Origin of the sequence: Thalassotalea litorea (assembly GCF_043642205.1) — a bacterium.
Lineage (GTDB): Bacteria > Pseudomonadota > Gammaproteobacteria > Enterobacterales > Alteromonadaceae > Thalassotalea_A > Thalassotalea_A litorea.
Map to the genome: position 1 here is coordinate 26,084 of NZ_JBHZSG010000004.1, position 17,454 is coordinate 43,537.

14 protein-coding genes are annotated in these 17,454 nt (G+C 45.3%); 10 read left to right on the forward strand and 4 right to left on the reverse strand.

Translation table 11 applies throughout. The features are described from left to right. The first annotated feature begins 4 nt into the window (after positions 1–4). Positions 5–799 (forward strand): SDR family NAD(P)-dependent oxidoreductase, encoded by a 795-nt coding sequence (locus ACHUFQ_RS03120; protein ID WP_394172879.1) that lies wholly within the window; start codon positions 5–7, stop codon positions 797–799. Here the strand turns inward: ACHUFQ_RS03120 and ACHUFQ_RS03125 are convergent. Together ACHUFQ_RS03125 and ACHUFQ_RS03130 are read right to left on the reverse strand one after the other, a co-directional pair. Beyond that, the gene (locus ACHUFQ_RS03125) at positions 796–1,620 is read right to left on the reverse strand and encodes a hypothetical protein (protein ID WP_394172881.1); all 825 of its coding nucleotides are present in this window, start codon (positions 1,618–1,620) and stop codon (positions 796–798) included. The genes ACHUFQ_RS03120 and ACHUFQ_RS03125 overlap by 4 nt on opposite strands. A 172-nt stretch (positions 1,621–1,792) precedes the next feature. Further along, positions 1,793–2,749 carry a DM13 domain-containing protein gene (locus tag ACHUFQ_RS03130; protein WP_394172883.1) on the reverse strand — a complete coding sequence of 319 codons (957 nt, stop codon included), beginning with the start codon at positions 2,747–2,749 and terminating at the stop codon, positions 1,793–1,795. 339 nt (positions 2,750–3,088) lie between these two features. Between ACHUFQ_RS03130 and ACHUFQ_RS03135 the strand changes: the two genes are divergently transcribed. The 8 genes from ACHUFQ_RS03135 to ACHUFQ_RS03170 all read left to right on the forward strand — a co-directional run bounded on the left by ACHUFQ_RS03135 (position 3,089) and on the right by ACHUFQ_RS03170 (position 11,480). Next, positions 3,089–4,183: an extracellular catalytic domain type 2 short-chain-length polyhydroxyalkanoate depolymerase gene (locus ACHUFQ_RS03135; RefSeq protein WP_455342384.1), complete on the forward strand. Its 1,095-nt coding sequence runs from the start codon at positions 3,089–3,091 to the stop codon at positions 4,181–4,183. Positions 4,184–4,531: 348 nt separating this feature from the next. Continuing rightward, positions 4,532–5,503 (forward strand): sialic acid TRAP transporter substrate-binding protein SiaP, encoded by a 972-nt coding sequence (locus tag ACHUFQ_RS03140; RefSeq protein ID WP_394172887.1) that lies wholly within the window; start codon positions 4,532–4,534, stop codon positions 5,501–5,503. Further along, positions 5,478–6,062 carry a TRAP transporter small permease gene (locus ACHUFQ_RS03145; protein WP_394172889.1) on the forward strand — a complete coding sequence of 195 codons (585 nt, stop codon included), beginning with the start codon at positions 5,478–5,480 and terminating at the stop codon, positions 6,060–6,062. Before ACHUFQ_RS03140 ends, ACHUFQ_RS03145 begins: the two co-directional genes overlap by 26 nt. A 41-nt stretch (positions 6,063–6,103) precedes the next feature. Further along, positions 6,104–7,384 carry a TRAP transporter large permease gene (locus ACHUFQ_RS03150; RefSeq protein WP_394172890.1) on the forward strand — a complete coding sequence of 427 codons (1,281 nt, stop codon included), beginning with the start codon at positions 6,104–6,106 and terminating at the stop codon, positions 7,382–7,384. A 213-nt stretch (positions 7,385–7,597) separates the two neighbouring features. After that, the gene (locus ACHUFQ_RS03155) at positions 7,598–9,124 is read left to right on the forward strand and encodes a tryptophan halogenase family protein (RefSeq protein ID WP_394172892.1); all 1,527 of its coding nucleotides are present in this window, start codon (positions 7,598–7,600) and stop codon (positions 9,122–9,124) included. A gap of 151 nt (positions 9,125–9,275) precedes the next feature. Further along, on the forward strand, positions 9,276–9,908 hold the full coding sequence (locus ACHUFQ_RS03160) for an MSMEG_1061 family FMN-dependent PPOX-type flavoprotein (protein ID WP_394172894.1): 633 nt from the start codon (positions 9,276–9,278) through the stop codon (positions 9,906–9,908). A gap of 95 nt (positions 9,909–10,003) precedes the next feature. After that, positions 10,004–10,294 carry a helix-turn-helix transcriptional regulator gene (locus ACHUFQ_RS03165; protein ID WP_394172896.1) on the forward strand — a complete coding sequence of 97 codons (291 nt, stop codon included), beginning with the start codon at positions 10,004–10,006 and terminating at the stop codon, positions 10,292–10,294. Beyond that, entirely contained in the window at positions 10,284–11,480 is a 1,197-nt protein-coding gene (locus tag ACHUFQ_RS03170) for a type II toxin-antitoxin system HipA family toxin (protein ID WP_394172898.1), read from the forward strand. Before ACHUFQ_RS03165 ends, ACHUFQ_RS03170 begins: the two co-directional genes overlap by 11 nt. A gap of 243 nt (positions 11,481–11,723) precedes the next feature. Here ACHUFQ_RS03170 and ACHUFQ_RS03175 read toward each other — a convergent pair whose 3' ends face one another. Then, on the reverse strand, positions 11,724–12,431 hold the full coding sequence (locus ACHUFQ_RS03175; RefSeq protein ID WP_138319595.1) for a hypothetical protein: 708 nt from the start codon (positions 12,429–12,431) through the stop codon (positions 11,724–11,726). 200 nt (positions 12,432–12,631) lie between these two features. Then, entirely contained in the window at positions 12,632–15,130 is a 2,499-nt protein-coding gene (locus ACHUFQ_RS03180; RefSeq protein WP_394172900.1) for a choice-of-anchor D domain-containing protein, read from the reverse strand. A 547-nt stretch (positions 15,131–15,677) separates the two neighbouring features. On the opposite strand from ACHUFQ_RS03180, the gene ACHUFQ_RS03185 reads away from it, so the two are divergent. Continuing rightward, a complete protein-coding gene (locus tag ACHUFQ_RS03185) occupies positions 15,678–17,396 on the forward strand; it encodes a methyltransferase domain-containing protein (protein ID WP_394172902.1) in 1,719 nt (572 codons plus the stop codon). Positions 17,397–17,454 lie beyond the last annotated feature (58 nt).

The following is a 17,454-nucleotide window of genomic DNA, read 5'->3' on the forward strand; positions in this document are numbered from 1 at the left end:
TCTTATGGATCTCCAATTAACCAACAAACTCGTTTTTATTAGTGGCTCAAGTCAGGGCATCGGCCGGGCAATTGCCGAAACCATGCTCAATGAAGGTGCCAGAGTTATTGTTAATGGTCGCAGCGACCTGTCGGCGTTAGTTTCGGAACTATCCGCTAAAGGTGACGTGTATGGGGTGACGGGTGATTTGTCAAAAGTCGAAGACAGTGAGCGGATATGTCAGGAAATAGATAACATTGGCGAGTTGGATGTGTTGGTCAATAATATGGGGATTTTCAGTCCTAAACCCTTTGCGGATATCGATGATAACGACTGGCAGCAGTTTTTTGATTGCAACATCATGAGCACAGTGCGTCTGTGTCGGCATTTTTTTCCGAAAATGCAACAACGCAGCTTTGGCCGCATTATCAATATTGCCAGTGAAGCCGGAGCAAGGGGACTGGAAAGCATGATCCATTATTCGGTAACCAAGGGCGCGCAAATGGTGATAGGGCGAGGACTTGCCAATCTGACCAAAGGCAGCGGGAAAAACCTGACCATTAATACGGTATTGCCGGGGCCGACATTAACCGAAGGCGTGCAAGCCTGGTTAAAAGAAAGTGCTGACGTACAAAACAAAAGTGAAGCGCAGTTTGTGGCTGAATTTTTCAAAGAAACTGAGCCTGATTCCTTACTACAACGCTTTATCCAACCTCAGGAAATTGCCGACGTGGTAACCTTTATCGCCTCGCCGGTTAGCGGTGCCGTTAACGGTTCCAGTATTCGCGCCGAAGGGGGTCTGATCAAAACTATCCTTTAAGGTTGAGTTGGGCTATCGGCTTTACCGCCTTGCCCAAACTGAAACGTATAAGATAAGACAAAGCGTTTGTCCGCTTCATCGAGATAGGTGTTGTTATCCATCACGAACGTAAATGCACTGAACGAATGAGTTTTATTCGGAGCAAAGCTTACCCCTGCGCCACCAAACCAACCTTTATAGTTTTCACCTCCGGCATTTTTGGAACCATAGCTGAAATTAACCACGGTCATAAACGTCCAGGTTGGCGTTAAAGGTTTAAGAGCAAATGCGCCTAAATAACCACTTCCTCCCTTAGATTGCACCATTTTAAAACCGTTTTCCGGCGTTGCTTCAATCGTTATATCATCACTATTACATTGATTTTCCACACAAACGGGTGCCTCACCATCATTGTAGGTATATCCAGCCATAGGGAATATTTGAAAGCCCGCAGGGGCAATATCAAAGTGACTCAATGGCACAAAGGAACCAATGCTGTAATTGGTTTGGTTCGCACCATTGGAGTACTCATTTTTGCCAAAGTTAAAATTGATAATGCTAAACGGAAATAACCAGGAGCCGCCGATACGCCACTCGCTCGCATCACTATTCACCCGGGCATTTATTTTGCGCACCGGATCAAAGGCAAATGAGCCAGAGAAGGATACATTATTATAATTAAAGTCGTAATTGTCCGCATAAGAAATGCCAAACTTGGTGATAACTTTGGTGGGATCATCGGCTAACTTGTCGTCATTGACATTCTTTTCGTCTTCCTGAGCCAATGTAAATGCGGACCCAAACAGGCTCGCTAAAATGAGAGCAAAGCAGGTTGATTTCATGTGCGGGCCCTTATCGATCGGCACCTAATTAAAGGCGTTAGTCACTGAGAATATTCAATAAACTATAGCACCTTAATGTATTCAAGCTACTAGCATTGCTTGGAAAGTATTTCCTGAGAACGCAATGCCTTAGACAGCATCAAACCTGCTTCAACCTCTCGATTAGATTCCATTATTCGGTAAAGACTAGATGACCAAAGTCCACGGCAAAATCGATACACCAAACGCTCAATGTATTGAAATCATCAAGCGAACGGTTTGCAGGCAATTTTAGGGTAATACTCGCATTGTCATAAACCATACCATTAAGCTGCTGACCAATTGCAAAGGCTGATTCAGCAGTATAATCATGATCTTTCCCAAGATAGAAAAACACATCTGGACCGCCGCCGTCGTAATTAAAAAAGTCGATTTGAATAGTACAGTTATCAACGATCGTGGCGCGGCCAGAAACCTGATGGGAAAAGGTTTCGAATTCGCCACTATAGCCAACCATTGGGTGATCATCGGCGCAACTACTCATTGCGAGTAAATCCAACTCTTGCAGAGTTGTCTCAAAATGCAGCAACGCCTGCTCCGCGGAAATTAGATCCAGATAAACCCCCTGATTGGCCATCAACAGATCCGCCACCTGACTATCAAAATCCGCTTCATCAAAGGTTAAGTCCAGGGTGTTCGCATAATTGATTGCACCATCGCCTAACTTAATGCCATTATGCGGGTCACCATCAACATCCAAAGACTGTAATAACCGCAACATATTCACCACCCGAACATCTTCCATGTCGGTTGTGGCAAATAATTCCATCGGGGTAACGATATCGCCGCCAGCAGCACTGCCTAATTCAAGACTGCCCACGTTAAAAGTCACCGACTCTGAGGCTTGATACATAAATTCGCCGTCCGCATCCGTAATGCCGGAGCTGGAATCGGTGCTATAGGTTAAGCCTTCCACTGCCGCATCAATAAATTGCCCGGCATAGACAACCGGATCTGGCGTAGATGTCGTAGGAGGGGGTGGTGTAGTGGGTTCGTTGGTACCATTATCATTAGAACCACCGGAGCCGCCGCAACCGGCCAGTGAAAACAGCGAAAAGGTGATTAAAGCAACAAGCGTAGAGCGATTCATTGTTATTATTCCAAGTGTTATATGTACGAGCAAAAAGCGCGTACGATTATTGGTATAAACATTAAAACCCGATAACTTAGTAAATAATTTCAGAATGTTGGTTAAATATTGAAAATTAATTAGGCATACGACCTGCACTAAGCGTTCCTGCCACTATGTAGTACGTATGCAGTACTAAAGTACCATAGGTGTTCGGTACCAATTGCTTCGCTGCTCGGTAAACTAACGATCAGCGTCTGTAAAGTTATCATCCAGGAAACTGAGCTGCACATAAACAACAAATAAAAACCACAAATAAAAACCACAAAACCGTAGCAATAAAGAAAGGTAGTGATAGTGATGCAAAAAAAAGTAAGAGCTGGAAAAACCATCAGTCGTATTCTGATAAGCCTGACCATGTTGTTTATCGCCGCTGCCTGTAATGATACTAAACCAGCGGCTGAAGGCGCTGCAGCCACACAATCGAAACAGGAAATGGAATCTCAACAATCCGGCAACGCTGTGCTTAATATAAACTTACAACAGACCACAGTTTCCGGGTTATCTTCCGGCGCCTATATGGCGCATCAATTACACATCGCCTACTCCGATAAAATTAAAGGTGCAGCATTACTTGCCGGTGGCCCATATGGTTGTGCTAAAGGCGACCTCAATACCGCGTTAAGTGCTTGTATGACCGTTAAAAAACCCATGGATGTTGCGCCGTTAATCGAACTTGCGAAACAGGCGGAGGAGCAGGGCAGTATTGCATCGCTTAACAATATCAAAAATCACCCCGTCTGGATTTTCCATGGCAGCGCCGACAACCGTGTTAACGACAACGTGACACAGGCCAGTGTTGATTTCTATACTCAGCTCGGAGCCGCGCCAGCCGCTGAATTTAATATCAAGGTTGGTCATGGCTTCCCAACTGAAAATAGTGGCGTACAATGCGACACCACCGCCGAGCCTTTTATCAATCAGTGTGACTACGATGCAGCCGGCAAACTATTAACGCATTTATATGGCAAGCTTAATAACAAAGTTCAGACGATGTCTGAGACCGAATCGAACAGCGGAAAAGTGATTGAAATTCACCAGGCAGATTACGTCAGTGAAGGTCAGGACAATACGCTTGCCGACACTGGTTATGCTTTCGTTCCTGACAGCTGTGCGAGCGGAGAAGAATGCCGGGTACACATTGCATTGCATGGCTGTAAACAAAATGCCGAAGCAATCGATCAGGCCTATATCACCGATAGTGGCCTGAACCCTTGGGCCGCCACCAACAATATCGTCGTTTTGTATCCACAAACTAAATCCAGCTATGCACCCTTAAATCCTAATGCTTGTTGGGATTGGTGGGGTTATACGGGATCGAAATATCAATCCCGTGATGGTGCGCAGATGCAACAAGTGATCAATATGGTTGAAGGGCTTACTGAGGCGCTGTAAACACCTGAAGTAAGAGGGGCTGCTCGAATTCATGCAAAGCTACTTGCCTAGTATTTAACACCGCCTCTTGTATAGTATCTAACACAGCCTCTCGCACAGTTACTTGCATAGTATCTAGCACAGGTACTTGCACAGCCGCCTGTATGGTTAGGCCTGCGCTATCGCGTCTGTTTTTTGCCCCTTTTTTCGGCTTTCGCGTTGCTTTTTCAACCAACAAATGTTTAATTGTTAACATTAAACAACAATAACAACCTTCTATTCATGTCTTTTGTTTCGTACTTTTTTGTTAATAAGTCACGCCCTGTAGTAACAGAAAACAAGGTTAAAACGAGCCGAGCGCCGTGGGCATTGTCTGTACTGCTGATTAGCGCCTATGCAATGGGTTCTGGCAATGCCAGTACCGAACACCCAGAGGTGAAAAGATTATCCTGGGGCCATGTATACGAAACATCCGAACCTCTGCACAAGTGGGCGCTCTGGGCAGCTGAGCAAATTAGTAAGCAAACAGACGGCCGTTATCACATTGATGTTTTCCCAACCTCAATTATGGGCAAAGAAGCCGAGCTCAATCAAAGTTTAACCTTAGGTACCTTGGATATTATCTATACGGGCACCAGCTTTGCCGGGCAAACGTATCCGCCAATGTCACTCTCAGAACTGCCCTATATATTCCGTGATTATCAGCACTGGCAACGCTTTACCGAAAGTCCGTTGTTTAATGAAATGATTGCAGGCTATAAACAGGCCACCCATGGCAATCAGATTATTGGCAATAATTACTATGGGCAGCGCCACTTAACTTCCAATAAACCGATAACCACGCCAGCACAAATGCAAAACCTTAAATTGCGTGTGCCTAATGCCAGCATCTACAAAATGTTTCCGTTAGCCGTCGGTGCAAACCCTAGCCCGATCGCCTTTTCCGAAGTGTATTTAGCGTTACAGCAAGGTGTGGTAGATGCGCAGGAAAATCCGCTACCGACCATTAAAGCGAAAAAATTCTATGAGGTTCAAGCATATATTAGTCTTACGGGGCATTTGCAAGGTTCCATCCTCACGGTCTTGAGCCACAGATTGTGGTCATCTCTGAGCGAACAGGACAAACAGATTTTTGCCTCGGTATTGAAACAGGCTGCACAGGGCGTATCTGCAGATACGCGTCATGCGGAACTGGCGTTAATCGATTGGTTTGAAAAGCAGGGGACCAAGGTGTTAACGGTAGACAGGGCATTGTTTCGCGAGAAAACGCTTCCTCAACATGCAACCATTAAACATCAATTAGGTGCTGAATTTTATGACCGATTACAAAAAATCCAATAATTCAGCCGCAGAAAATGCGGATAGCTCTACCACGTTAAGCTTCCATCAAGACGATGAACCTGTATTTGACTATGCCAACTTTCGCTTTGAAGACTGGATTGCATTTGCCCTGTTTTGGCTTTTAGCGATCACCGTATTTTCCCAGTTTATCAGTCGTTTTATTTTTGCCGCGCCCCTGGGTTGGACCGAAGAAGTGGCGCGTTATCAACTCATTTGCCTGGGTTTTATGGGGGCCTGTATCGGCATTCGCAAGAATAGCCATATTTTTGTTGCCCTGTTTCATCGATGGTTACCGGCCAAAGTATCCATTCGCCTCTATCAGATTATTGCAACCCTTAACGTTTTATTGATTGCTACACTCGCCTACTTTGCTGCGCAAATCATGCCGCAATTACACATTCACAAAATGGCGTCACTCGATGTACCTATCAGTGTGCTTTATGGGATTGTATTGGCAAGCCTGCTCATTATGTTGGGCAGAAGCATACAGCTTCTCCTGAATCTATTGAAGCAGCCAAACCAACTCTTAGAGCAATCACCCTCATGCAACCAGGACTAACGTTCATTACAACCAATACCCGGAAATAGATAGGAAAACCTATGGTTATCGCAACGCTTTTTATCTCTCTTTTTGTCATGATCGTTCTCGGTTTTCCCGTTGCATTTGCATTAGCAGGTTCCGCCTTACTGGCCATCATTGTCTACGGGCAAGTACCCGAGCTGGTGGTACTGCATCGTATGGTAGGCGGCATCGATAGCTTTCCACTGCTTGCCATTCCGTTTTTTGTTCTGGCCGGCGCATTAATGAATTCCGCTGGCATAACCAGCCGCATTTTCGATTTTGCGAATGCCATGGTCGGTTGGATGCGCGGTGGTTTAGGGCATGTCAACGTAAGTGCTTCGATCATGTTTGCCGGAATGTCCGGCGCTGCCGTTGCTGACGCCGGTGGTTTAGGTGCGATCGAAGTCAAAGCCATGCGCGAAAAAGGCTACGATGCGGGTTTTTCTGTGGGTGTCACCGCCGCATCTTCCACAATAGGGCCGATTATTCCTCCGAGTTTGCCGATGATTATTTATGGGGTAATGGCCGGTGCATCCATCGGTCAGCTATTTGCCGCAGGCTTTATCCCGGGTTTATTAATGGCCATCGCACTGATGGCGATGGTGTGGTACTACGCTAAAAAGCGCAACTACCCCAAAGATGCCGGTTTTAGTATGACTCGCTTAACGACCACATTTCAGGCCGCGTTTTTATCATTAATGACACCGGTCATCATCATCGTCGGCATCCTGTTCGGCATTTTCACCGCAACCGAGGCGGCTATTGCTGCCACTGCCTATGCGTTATTTTTAGGTACGGCTGTTTATCGAACCCTGACCTGGAAAAAGCTGGTTCAAGTCAGCATGGAAACCATAGAGACCACCAGCATTATTTTGATGATCATTGCCGGTGCCGCAATATTTTCCTGGGTATTGACCAGCCAACACGTAACCGCAGACTTCACCGCCTGGATGCTAACCGTCACTGACAGTAAAGTTGCCATCTTGTTGTTGATGACGCTCATTCTGTTTGTGGTCGGTTGCTTTATGGAAACCATCGCTGCCATCACCATTTTAACGCCAGTGTTATTGCCGATCGCCATTAGCTTAGGCATAGATCCCGTGCACTTTGGTGTGATGATGGTATTGAACCTGATGATTGGCCTGTTAACGCCGCCTGTTGGTATGGTGCTCTATGTTCTCTCGCGCATTTCTAATGTGCCATTTGAAGACTGCGCCAGAGCTACCATTCCATTTTTAATACCATTGGTTATCGTTTTGTTGTTGGTCACCTTTATCCCCGAATTATCCATGTGGCTGCCAACCTTGCTGTATCGCTAATCGCGTATCAATGTTTAAGGTTCCCCAAAAACTGCATATTATGAATATGGTGGGTGGGCTTTCTGAAGCGCTTTAATCTGGGTATAGTGTATTCGGGGTCAGATCTTGAATCTTGCCATTCCAATATTGAGATTCACGCTCTAACCCCATGCCATTTTTCATCGCCACTGACTAAAAACAACAATAAGAATAAGACTAAAAACAAGAACGACAATGCAGACAAATTCCACAGCACCGAAAGAAAACGAACCATCAACGTCACCCTTTAATATCGTTATTTTAGGTGGGGGCTCCGCCGGTTGGATGACCGCAGCCGCACTTGCCAATACCCTGCCGAGCAATCATTTCAACATCTGTTTGGTGGAATCTGAGCAAATCGGTACTGTCTCTGTGGGCGAGGCAACCATACCCGGCATTCACGACTTCAATCGCTTTTTAGAGATTAACGAGCAGGAATTGATTAAGGCCACCAATGCCACATTCAAGTTAGGTATCGAGTTTGAAGGCTGGACTAAAGGTGGCAAGTACCTGCATCCATTTGGCCCATATGGCCTGAATAGAAATGGTGTTCCGTTTCATCAAATGTGGTTAAAAGCCAAGCTCGCCGGTGAAGATGTCGCCGAGTTAGTGAAATACAATATGGAAGGGATGGCAGCGCAACAAAATAAATTTAGCCCTAAGCTCAATATCCCTAACTTTCCCATTGAGCACTTAAACTACGCGTTTCATCTCGACGCGGTTGCCTATGCCAAATATCTACGCCAATACGCCGAACAGCGTGGCGTTGAGCGCATTGAAGGAAAATTTGAGCAGGCCCGTTTAAACAGCAATGGCTTTATCCAGTCCATAGTCCTTGATGATGGCCGGGAAATTCCAGGTGACTTTTTTATCGATTGTTCGGGTTTTAGAGCGCTGCTTATCGAGAAAACCTTACATGCCCGTTATGAAGACTGGCGACACTGGCTGCCTTGCGATAGCGCCGTTGCTATCCAGTCGAAAAGTCAGCCACAAATAAACTCGTATACCAAAGCCATTACCCATGAACATGGCTGGCGCTGGCAAATTCCACTGCAAAATAGAATGGGCAATGGCCTGGTCTATTCCAGCCGATTTATGTCCAAGGAGCAGGCGGTTGAAAAACTGCAGTCATTGGTCAATGAAGAGCTCATTACCGAGCCAAATCACTTGCACTGGGTAAACGGCTGTCGTCCTGAGCCCTGGAGAAAGAACTGTCTGGCCATTGGCCTTTCGGCGGGCTTTATCGAGCCGCTGGAATCCACCGGCCTGCAATTGATTCAGTCGGCAATATTCCGTTTATTAAGTTTATTCCCGGATAAAAACTTTAATCAATCGAACATTGATGCCTACAATCGCTTCGCTAATGACGAAATCAAGTCAATCCGCGATTTCGTTATCCTGCATTACAAGCTTACCGATAACAATCACAGCCCGTTCTGGGACTATTGCAGAAACATGGATGTGCCGGATTCATTGCAAAATAAAATGGCAATGTACCAGCAAAACGGCAACCTGTTCCGGGAGAACAATGAGCTGTTCAGTGAGTTAAACTGGTTATCGGTGTTAAATGGTCAGGGCATGTTGCCAAAAACCACACACCCGCTCACCACGCAATTTACCACCCAGGAAATCATCTCACAGTTACAGCAAATCGAAAATGCCTATTCCCGCGTTGTCGACAGCTTGCCAAGCCATGATGAGTTTTTGGCGATGTTAGCGTAGTAACAGCAGCGGCCAGAATAACCGGGGTCAGATCTTGAATCGACACTGTCAATTTATCCGATTCATGCGCTGACCCCATTATTCCCTCCCTAGACAATCCCCCTAGAGTTGTTAGTATATTTTTTAGTCGCCAAAGACTTGGAGAATAACAATGTACAAACCAACCGACATCGTCACCACAGAGGCGGAAATTCGTGAAATCGTGCCGAATCAATTTGCCAGCCAAATCGGCAAAGTAATCGACCATATCGATGATCACCTGAGAACCTGGATTGAGCGCACCCCGTTTATCACCATGGCGACCGTGTCTAAAGAAGGCAGGGTAGATGTTTCTCCAAAAGGCGATCCTGCGGGCTTTGTGAAAGTGTTGGATGAAAAAACCCTGGCAGTGCCAGATAGACCCGGCAACCACAGATTTGACAGTTTTTTAAATATCCTGGAAACCGGCCGCATCAGCCTGATGTTTTTAGTGCCTAACCGCCGCGAAGTGGTTCGCGTTGCCGGCAGCGCCGTTGTGGTTCGCGACCAGGCCTTGCGCGAAAGCATGGCCGTTAATGGCAAAGTTCCAGACTTTGCCGTCGTCGTCACCATTGAAGAAGCCTTCTTCCACTGCGGCAAGTCAGTGATCCGTTCCAAATTATGGGAACTAGAAAAAGCCTTACCCGTAGACGGCCTTTCCACATACGCCCAGGCGGTTAAAGATCACGCCGCACTGGAAACCCCACTGGTAGATATCGAAACCGCCTTCGCCAATAACGAGAAAAACCGACTTTATGATGAGTGATGGTTTGTTTTCCGGGGTCAGAGCCTATGCATGCTTGAATAACACACCTCTATGCATTATATTTTAATCATTAGCAAGCTAACGCCCAATATTTAATGCAAAAGTCACAAACCCTTCTCAAAACCATCGGAAAGTTAGTGGTCGCGTCTCGCGCAGCCACGATGGATCAAACCGAGCTTGGTCAACGTGTAGGTGTTGGCAGAAATACCATATCCTCAATTGAGAATGGCAAGCCGGTAAATGCAGAAACGCTGTTTAAAGTACTTGAGCACTTAGAATTAATCGATGATCTGCAAATCGCGATAGAAAAGAAGCTCGAAGAGCAAAGTAATCCCCTTTCGCGAAAATCTCGAAAAGATACTCAGGAGCTAGACAATGACTTCTAAAGCCTATGTCTATATCGACGGTCTTGAAGATAGACCTGTTATTTGCGGTGTGACAGAAGTCGATGAGCCAGGAAAGTTCGGTCGTTTTCGATATGGTAAAAGCTACTTAGCACGAACCGATGCATTCCCCCTCGATCCGATACATTTGCCACTTAGCGAAAACCAATATCGAACAACATTCAACAAAGGGCTATTTGGCGCCCTATCAGATGCCGGTGCAGACTCGTGGGGTGAAAAAGTCATATTATCACTGCACAATACCAAGCCTAAAAACCGGCTGGAGTTTTTATTGGCCGGTTCCGGTATGGGCGTTGGCTCATTAGTATTTAGCTTATCTAGCTCTTCATCGAAGCCCAAATACAATAAAAACACCTTGGGCGATCTTCCCATGTTACTGAAGGCAAAAGACGCGATATTGGCGGACAAAGAAATACCCAATGAAGCAAAAAGAGCATTTGAATTTGGTTCATCAATGGGTGGCGCTCGGCCAAAAACTATCATTCAAGATGATCAGCTGTCATACCTGGCTAAATTCAATCGACCCGATGATCTATACAATGTCGTCAAAGTTGAAAATGCAGCTATGCATATGCTCGCTGAATTACCTTGTAATGTCGCCAACACCGAAGTTAAGAACACCCCCTCAGGAGATGTGTTATTAGTTGAACGCTTCGACCTTAAAAATGGCAAACCAACTTGTCATTATTTAAGTGCAAACTCTATCTTTAGCGTTAATAAAGTCAGTAACTCAACAATGCGAGAGCAATACACCTACGGTTATTTGGCCGAATTCATAATGAAATATGTCTCCGATCCCACCGATGCACATGACCTGTATTATCGAATGGCTTTCAATGTACTGATCGGTAATACCGACGATCATTCCCGCAATCATGCCATGGTTTATAACTTTGCGAGTCAAGATTGGCGCTTAAGTCCGGCGTATGATGTGCTCCCGATTAATTCATCCAAGCAACATGGCATTGGCCTGGGAGCATATGGCAGGGAAGGCACGATAGCAAACCTACTGAGCCAATCTGACCGATTTGGCTTAAAACAGTTTAAAGCCAAAAAAATCATCGATCAGGTGATGCAGTTAGCCAGTGAGTGGGAACACTATTTTAAGGCTCATAACGTTGGTGCCGGCGATATTGAACGCTTACGTGCGGTAATACCGACGTTTTAGCGAAGTGTAGCTCGAGGTCAGATCTTGAATTTCGCAGTTTAGCTGCACGGTTCAAGATCTGACCCCATTTTATCAAAGCACACTCCGTTCCTAGAACGTTATCACTCCTAGCACATTGCATTCCTAGCACGCCTACGCTACTAGTACTCGCATTCTCCTAAACGCCAGACTCTCAACCGTCATTTCCAGCCACGACTGGAAATCAAAGCCGAGCCCACAGCATGAGGCCTTCAATGTATTCGGTTAACTCTTCGCATCAATCTCATTGCTAATGACAACAAGAGAGTTGTTTATAGTCTCATGCAGCTCTTTCGAATCTTCTAAATCGTATTTTAAATTTGAAAGAATAATACTCATAGCAACATACAACTCTCTGGGATCTTGCTCTACTAACTCTGAATCAAATGTGATTCGGTTGCCTTCAAGGGGTTTAATGTATTTGGCCATCACTGGGAATGCATCACTGCGCAGCAAATTCCGGATGTTGGTAATTTGAGAAATTGAAACTTTCTTTTGCCAGACGTTACCTAAATTCTCCCGCAATTCTCGCGATTCGATCAGACGCATATAACCGGTATCTTTTAATTCTTCAAAGGTACCTAAATAAACCGAAAAGCTGCCTGTAATCGATGAGCTTTGCAGCGCTTCAAAAACCTTGTGATAATCTTCTTCGTTGCGAGTCTCTTTGGTTAAAATGCTTAGCCCGAAGGATATTTTTTCAAGCGACAATTCGATTCGTTGAATGCTTTCTTCCAGTCCCTCGCTACTTTTTCGAAAATCATTCTGCAGGCGATCAAGGTACTGTACTTCTAACGCTCGGTTTGCTCGATTGTTCTGCCATTCGTTAGCCTGCAAACTCAAATACACCCCCAGTATCAAGATACAAAACTCGATTAAAAACGAACCGAAATTTTTATTCAGCAAATAGTTTTTCAACCTGGTTAAAAACATTTCAAACTCTCCATGTAAAAGGTTTGCAGTAAAAATTGTGCAAAAGATAATCTAACCATATAGGTAAAATGACTTGAGAACCACCTTGGTATTCCTGCCCGGCTCCAAGCAAACGTCATTGCGATGGAGCTTAAGATAACAAGCAAAAAAGCCCCGCGGACTGAATGCCAACGGGGCTCTGCATTAGAAAGGTTTAGGTATTAGTTACCGCAGATATTGCTAATTTTATGCAGCTCCGCTTCCGCGCCACCAAACGCGTAGGCGTCACTATCACTCACATAATAATAAACTGCGCCATTCGGGAACATAACCACACCGATACCGCCGTAACCTGACATATAGCTTACCCAGGAACCTACCGGACACAGTGGAGTAGAGCGCTGCCCCATGTCATATGTCCACACCCCGTTTAGGTAATTAGATTCAGAACCATAGGTTTCTAAACCAAGATCACCGCCTTTAACCAACATGTCATCCATAATGCTCGGATCTAACACTTGCTGACCATTAATCACGCCACGGTCATTAATAAACTGACCAAGCTTAATCATGTCATCCGCGTGCCAGGTTAAACCATGGCTCCAATATGGGTCGGCTACTGAGCCTTCCGTTCGCACTGTGGTGTATGTTACCGGGCTAAGGTTTAATGGTTTGTACACTTCATCAACCAGCTTATCGAATAAATCACCGCTACTGTAATTATCCATGGCCACACCCGCTATGTAAGTATCTGATGAATGATACGAGAAGTGGGTGTTTGGTAAGGATTTGCGAATATAACGCTCACAGGAATGGGCGATTTTTTCATCATGAGTAAAGGTTAAGAAAAACTCGTTAACCACGGCAGTACTGCCTTCATCTCCTTGATAAGACGCTAAGCGATAGTTACCCGTTGCCATATCAAGCGCATTTTCTACAGAAACATCGCTCCAGATAGAACTGGTACCATTAATCCCATCCTGACACTCGCTTACATTAGGCGAAACCATGATATTGCGGGCAGCGCTATTTTGTTTCACAAGTAACGCGAAAGCAAAGTTAGCGGTCGCCGTTTTCGCAGTAGAATACGAAGGCAAACTCATGACTTCACAGAATGGGTAATCGCCATGGCGAGTGCTACAGGCGCCGGCATAATGCACACCGTTGTACAACACCCCATGGGTGGTAGGTGCAGACGATTGCTCGGAACCAATATTTGCCACGTTTACGTTACTCGCAGGGTAATCCGTTGCTAATTCCGCAATCGGTTTTACCGGTATACGATTGGCCACTTCCGCCTCGTAATCCGTGATGATTGTCGCCGCACCGGAGACAGTTCCTTGTACATAATTGGCAGACACTAAACCGGTTAAGTCATATTGAAAATATAAGCAGGTCTCACCACCAATTTGCACGGCAGCATTGGTAATTGAACCGTCATCTTTAAAGGCGAAGGTGATCACCCCGTTGTGTGTACAGTTGGCCTGATTTTCCTGCAAGGCAAACGGTATGGCTACCCGGCTATAACCGGCATCATTGGTTTCATTCCATACGCGGCCAGGTTCGAGAATATAGTTCCAGTCCTGAAAATCCGGCGAGCCAATATTACCACTGACAATTAAACCACGGGTTTTCGGAATAATATGCGAGCCAATTTGCACAAACTCAAAATCAAAAGCCGGTAACGTTCCCGGGCTATTATAATTGCCCGCTTGTCCTCTTCCTGAGGTTTGTTCGTTAAAATTCAATGCTGTGGCATTGCCACCATTAAGCACCAAGCGACCTTCAAAGGTATTGGTGGGTTCCTGGGCATTAGAATTATCCGCATCAATTTCAGCCACACCATGACTGTAATGGGAAAAATCCATCACACTTAAACTAGAACCGTTAAGGTCGCTTATCGTCAAGGCAGTACGTGCGACGTTACCGTTGCCGGTGAACACATGCAAATCCCCTGTCGGCTCTGGTGGTTCCGGCGGTGTGCCCGTCCCGGTGCCGCTCAACGCAACCGTTTGGTTGCTGTCGTTGTTGGCTATCGTCAACGTTGCAGAAGATGACGTTTCCGTGGTTGGCGCAAATACCACATCAAATGAACAACTGCTGTCAGGTGCAACAGCACTGTTGCTGCAGTTATCATTGGCCAGGCTAAATGGCGCGCTGGCACCACTGATAGCTGATATATCTAAATTCGCATTACCGGTATTGGATACGGTAATGGTATTCGTGGCACTATCGCCAACTAACACATCGCCAAAACTACCGCTTCCAGAAACACCCACACTTGGTGTTGGCACACCGGCACCAACAATACTAATACCATCGGCATAGCAATAATCGGCGGCAGAGCCGGTTTGCACATACCGAATATAGGTAGTGCCACCATTGGTTGTCGTGGTTGCGGTAGTGAATGTGCCATCATCCTGAACTTTATTTAAGGTAATTAACGAGCTACCCCAGTTAACCCCATCTTCAGATACATACACATCACAAAAGTTGTTGGTTTCTAAACTGGTTGCCGCGAGTGCCACGGTAACATCGCCATCGGCAGCGAAACTGCGCTCGGCAGTGGCTCCGCCTTTAAGGCGCATTGAGTAATTGCCTATGGTTTTCGAGGTATTAATGGCAACCGTGCCAGAGGTAGTCCAGCCGGCAAAATCTCCGTCTTCAAAGTCTTCAATAACATCGGCGACTGCACCTATCGAAACTGTTGATAATACCATCGCCAAGGCGAGTGACCTTATGTTGAAACAATTCATTTTTGATCCTTATTTAGTATTTTTACTATGAAATCAATAACTATATGCATTACAACTTGATAGTTATGCTCGCCAATATGTGTAGAGTTCGTCCAGAAACATGCCGTGTAACGGCATGCCCAACGTGTCCTTATTGGGGCAATAAATAAAGGCTTACTCCGATACTAAACTGTTCATTTTTTATACATAGTGCCAGTTTGCGGATCTTGATGGCACCAGTGGTTATGCCAATTATGAACGAGGTAATGATAGTGATGGGATTGCGGGTTCGCGTGGGTAAACATTTGCTATCCCATTGAAAGAACTATGAAAAGTGATCGCCAGTGACGGCCTTTCTGGTTATCTTCCTGTTTATTTTTCTATTTATCTTCCTGGTGATTGTATTAGTTTTGCCCTGGGTGTAATCGATCGGGCCTGGAAACCCCAATGGCATTAACTAAGTATTTTCTAGTGAAATTCAGATAAGATAGATTCTGGTCAATGGAATTGGACAGAAGGACGTTAAACGTTCATGGAAAAGAACATCTTATATTATTCAAACAATGCCGAAGCGCTCGCTGCACAATACGATAATGTTCCTTTTGAGTCAGTGCATAAAGACTGGATTAATGAAATTCCACAGCAGGGCATGGTGTTGGATGTTGGTGCTGGTTCAGGCCGTGATGCGCGTTATCTTGCAGCTAAAGGGCTCGATGTTGTCGCAGTAGAACCTTCCGATGGTATTCGAGAAATGGCGCAGCAATATCATCAATATAAGACCACCAATAAGAAAGCCTCTGCGATTCACTGGCTCTCTGATAGCTTGCCCGAACTCAAACAAGTCTTCGCATTACAAACCAAGTTTGATCTGATATTACTAAGTGCAGTTTGGATGCATATTGCCCCATCACAAAGAAATCGCTGCCTGCGAAAGCTCAGCTCGCTGTTAAAACCCAATGGTAAAATTGTTATATCTCTTCGTCACGGGCCATGTCATGACGAACGGGTTATGCACACAGTATCTGCATCAGAAGTTGCAAACCTTGCCAGCAAATTTGGCCTTTCATACAAATTATTGACTCCGGAAAGTCAATCCGATGAGCTCGGTAGAGAGGATGTATTCTGGCAAACCGTATTGCTGACATTACCGGATGACGGCACCGGTGCATTTCCGTTGATCCGCAATATTGTCGTCAACGACAATAAATCATCCACGTATAAAGTTGCCTTGCTAAGAACTTTACTTCGCATTGCAGAAGGGCACCCAGGTGCAGTGGTTGAGCAAACCGATGAATATGCAGTGCTGCCAATGGGGCTTGTTTCTTTGTATTGGTTAAAACTCTACAAACCGCTGATAGATCAGTATGGAATGCAGCAAAATAGTAACAATGCGAAAGGCCTCGGTTTTATCAAGCCAAATGGCTGGGAGCAAATAGGATCGTATACCAGCAATGATTTTTATATCGGTGCGGCATATGGAGACATCAATGTTGCAAATGGCCTGTATCAAGCCTTAAAAGATATCAGCAGCACCATAAAAACCATGCCAGCCAGATATACGACACTACCCAATTCAAATGAAGCCGTATTTCAGGTGGAACTAAACCGGACATCAAAACCCAAAACATCAGTCTCATTGAACTTTGATTTTCTTAATTCCCTGGGAAAGTTTTATGTGCCACGCCATATCTGGGATTCACTAACTCGCTTTAGTGTGTGGATAGAACCTGCCCTTATCAATGAATGGTCAACCTTAATGGCCGGATATGGGCTGAACAAGGAAAAGGCTTTTTCCAAAATCGATTACCTAAACGCGCTCAATTGGGATGACCCACATAGAACAACATCTCGGGTTAGAAAAAGGGTAGACGAGATATTAAACACCGATGATGTAAGGTGTTGCTGGTCGGGCTCCAAAATCACAACCTCAGGCTATGCGATAGACCATGCCTTTCCATTTGCCCGCTGGCCAAATAACGATCTGTGGAATTTATTGCCAACGAAATCGACAGTAAATGCCAGGAAATCTGACAAACTTCCGACTAGCCGAAAATTACTCCAATCACGAGGTTTCATTCTTCATTGGTGGACGCAAGGCTGGCAAAACAACGAAAATGAATTCTTTACCCAGGCAAATTTTGCCCTGCCTAATTTGTCTCATAATAATTGCAACTTTGACGATGTATTCGAAGCCTTCGCTTTGCAACGAAGTAGGATTAAAGATTTTCAGCAGTTGGAGGATTGGGCATAGACGTCATTGGCAAAAAATTTAAAAGAAATATAAGTATTAATAAAGACATAGAGTTGGG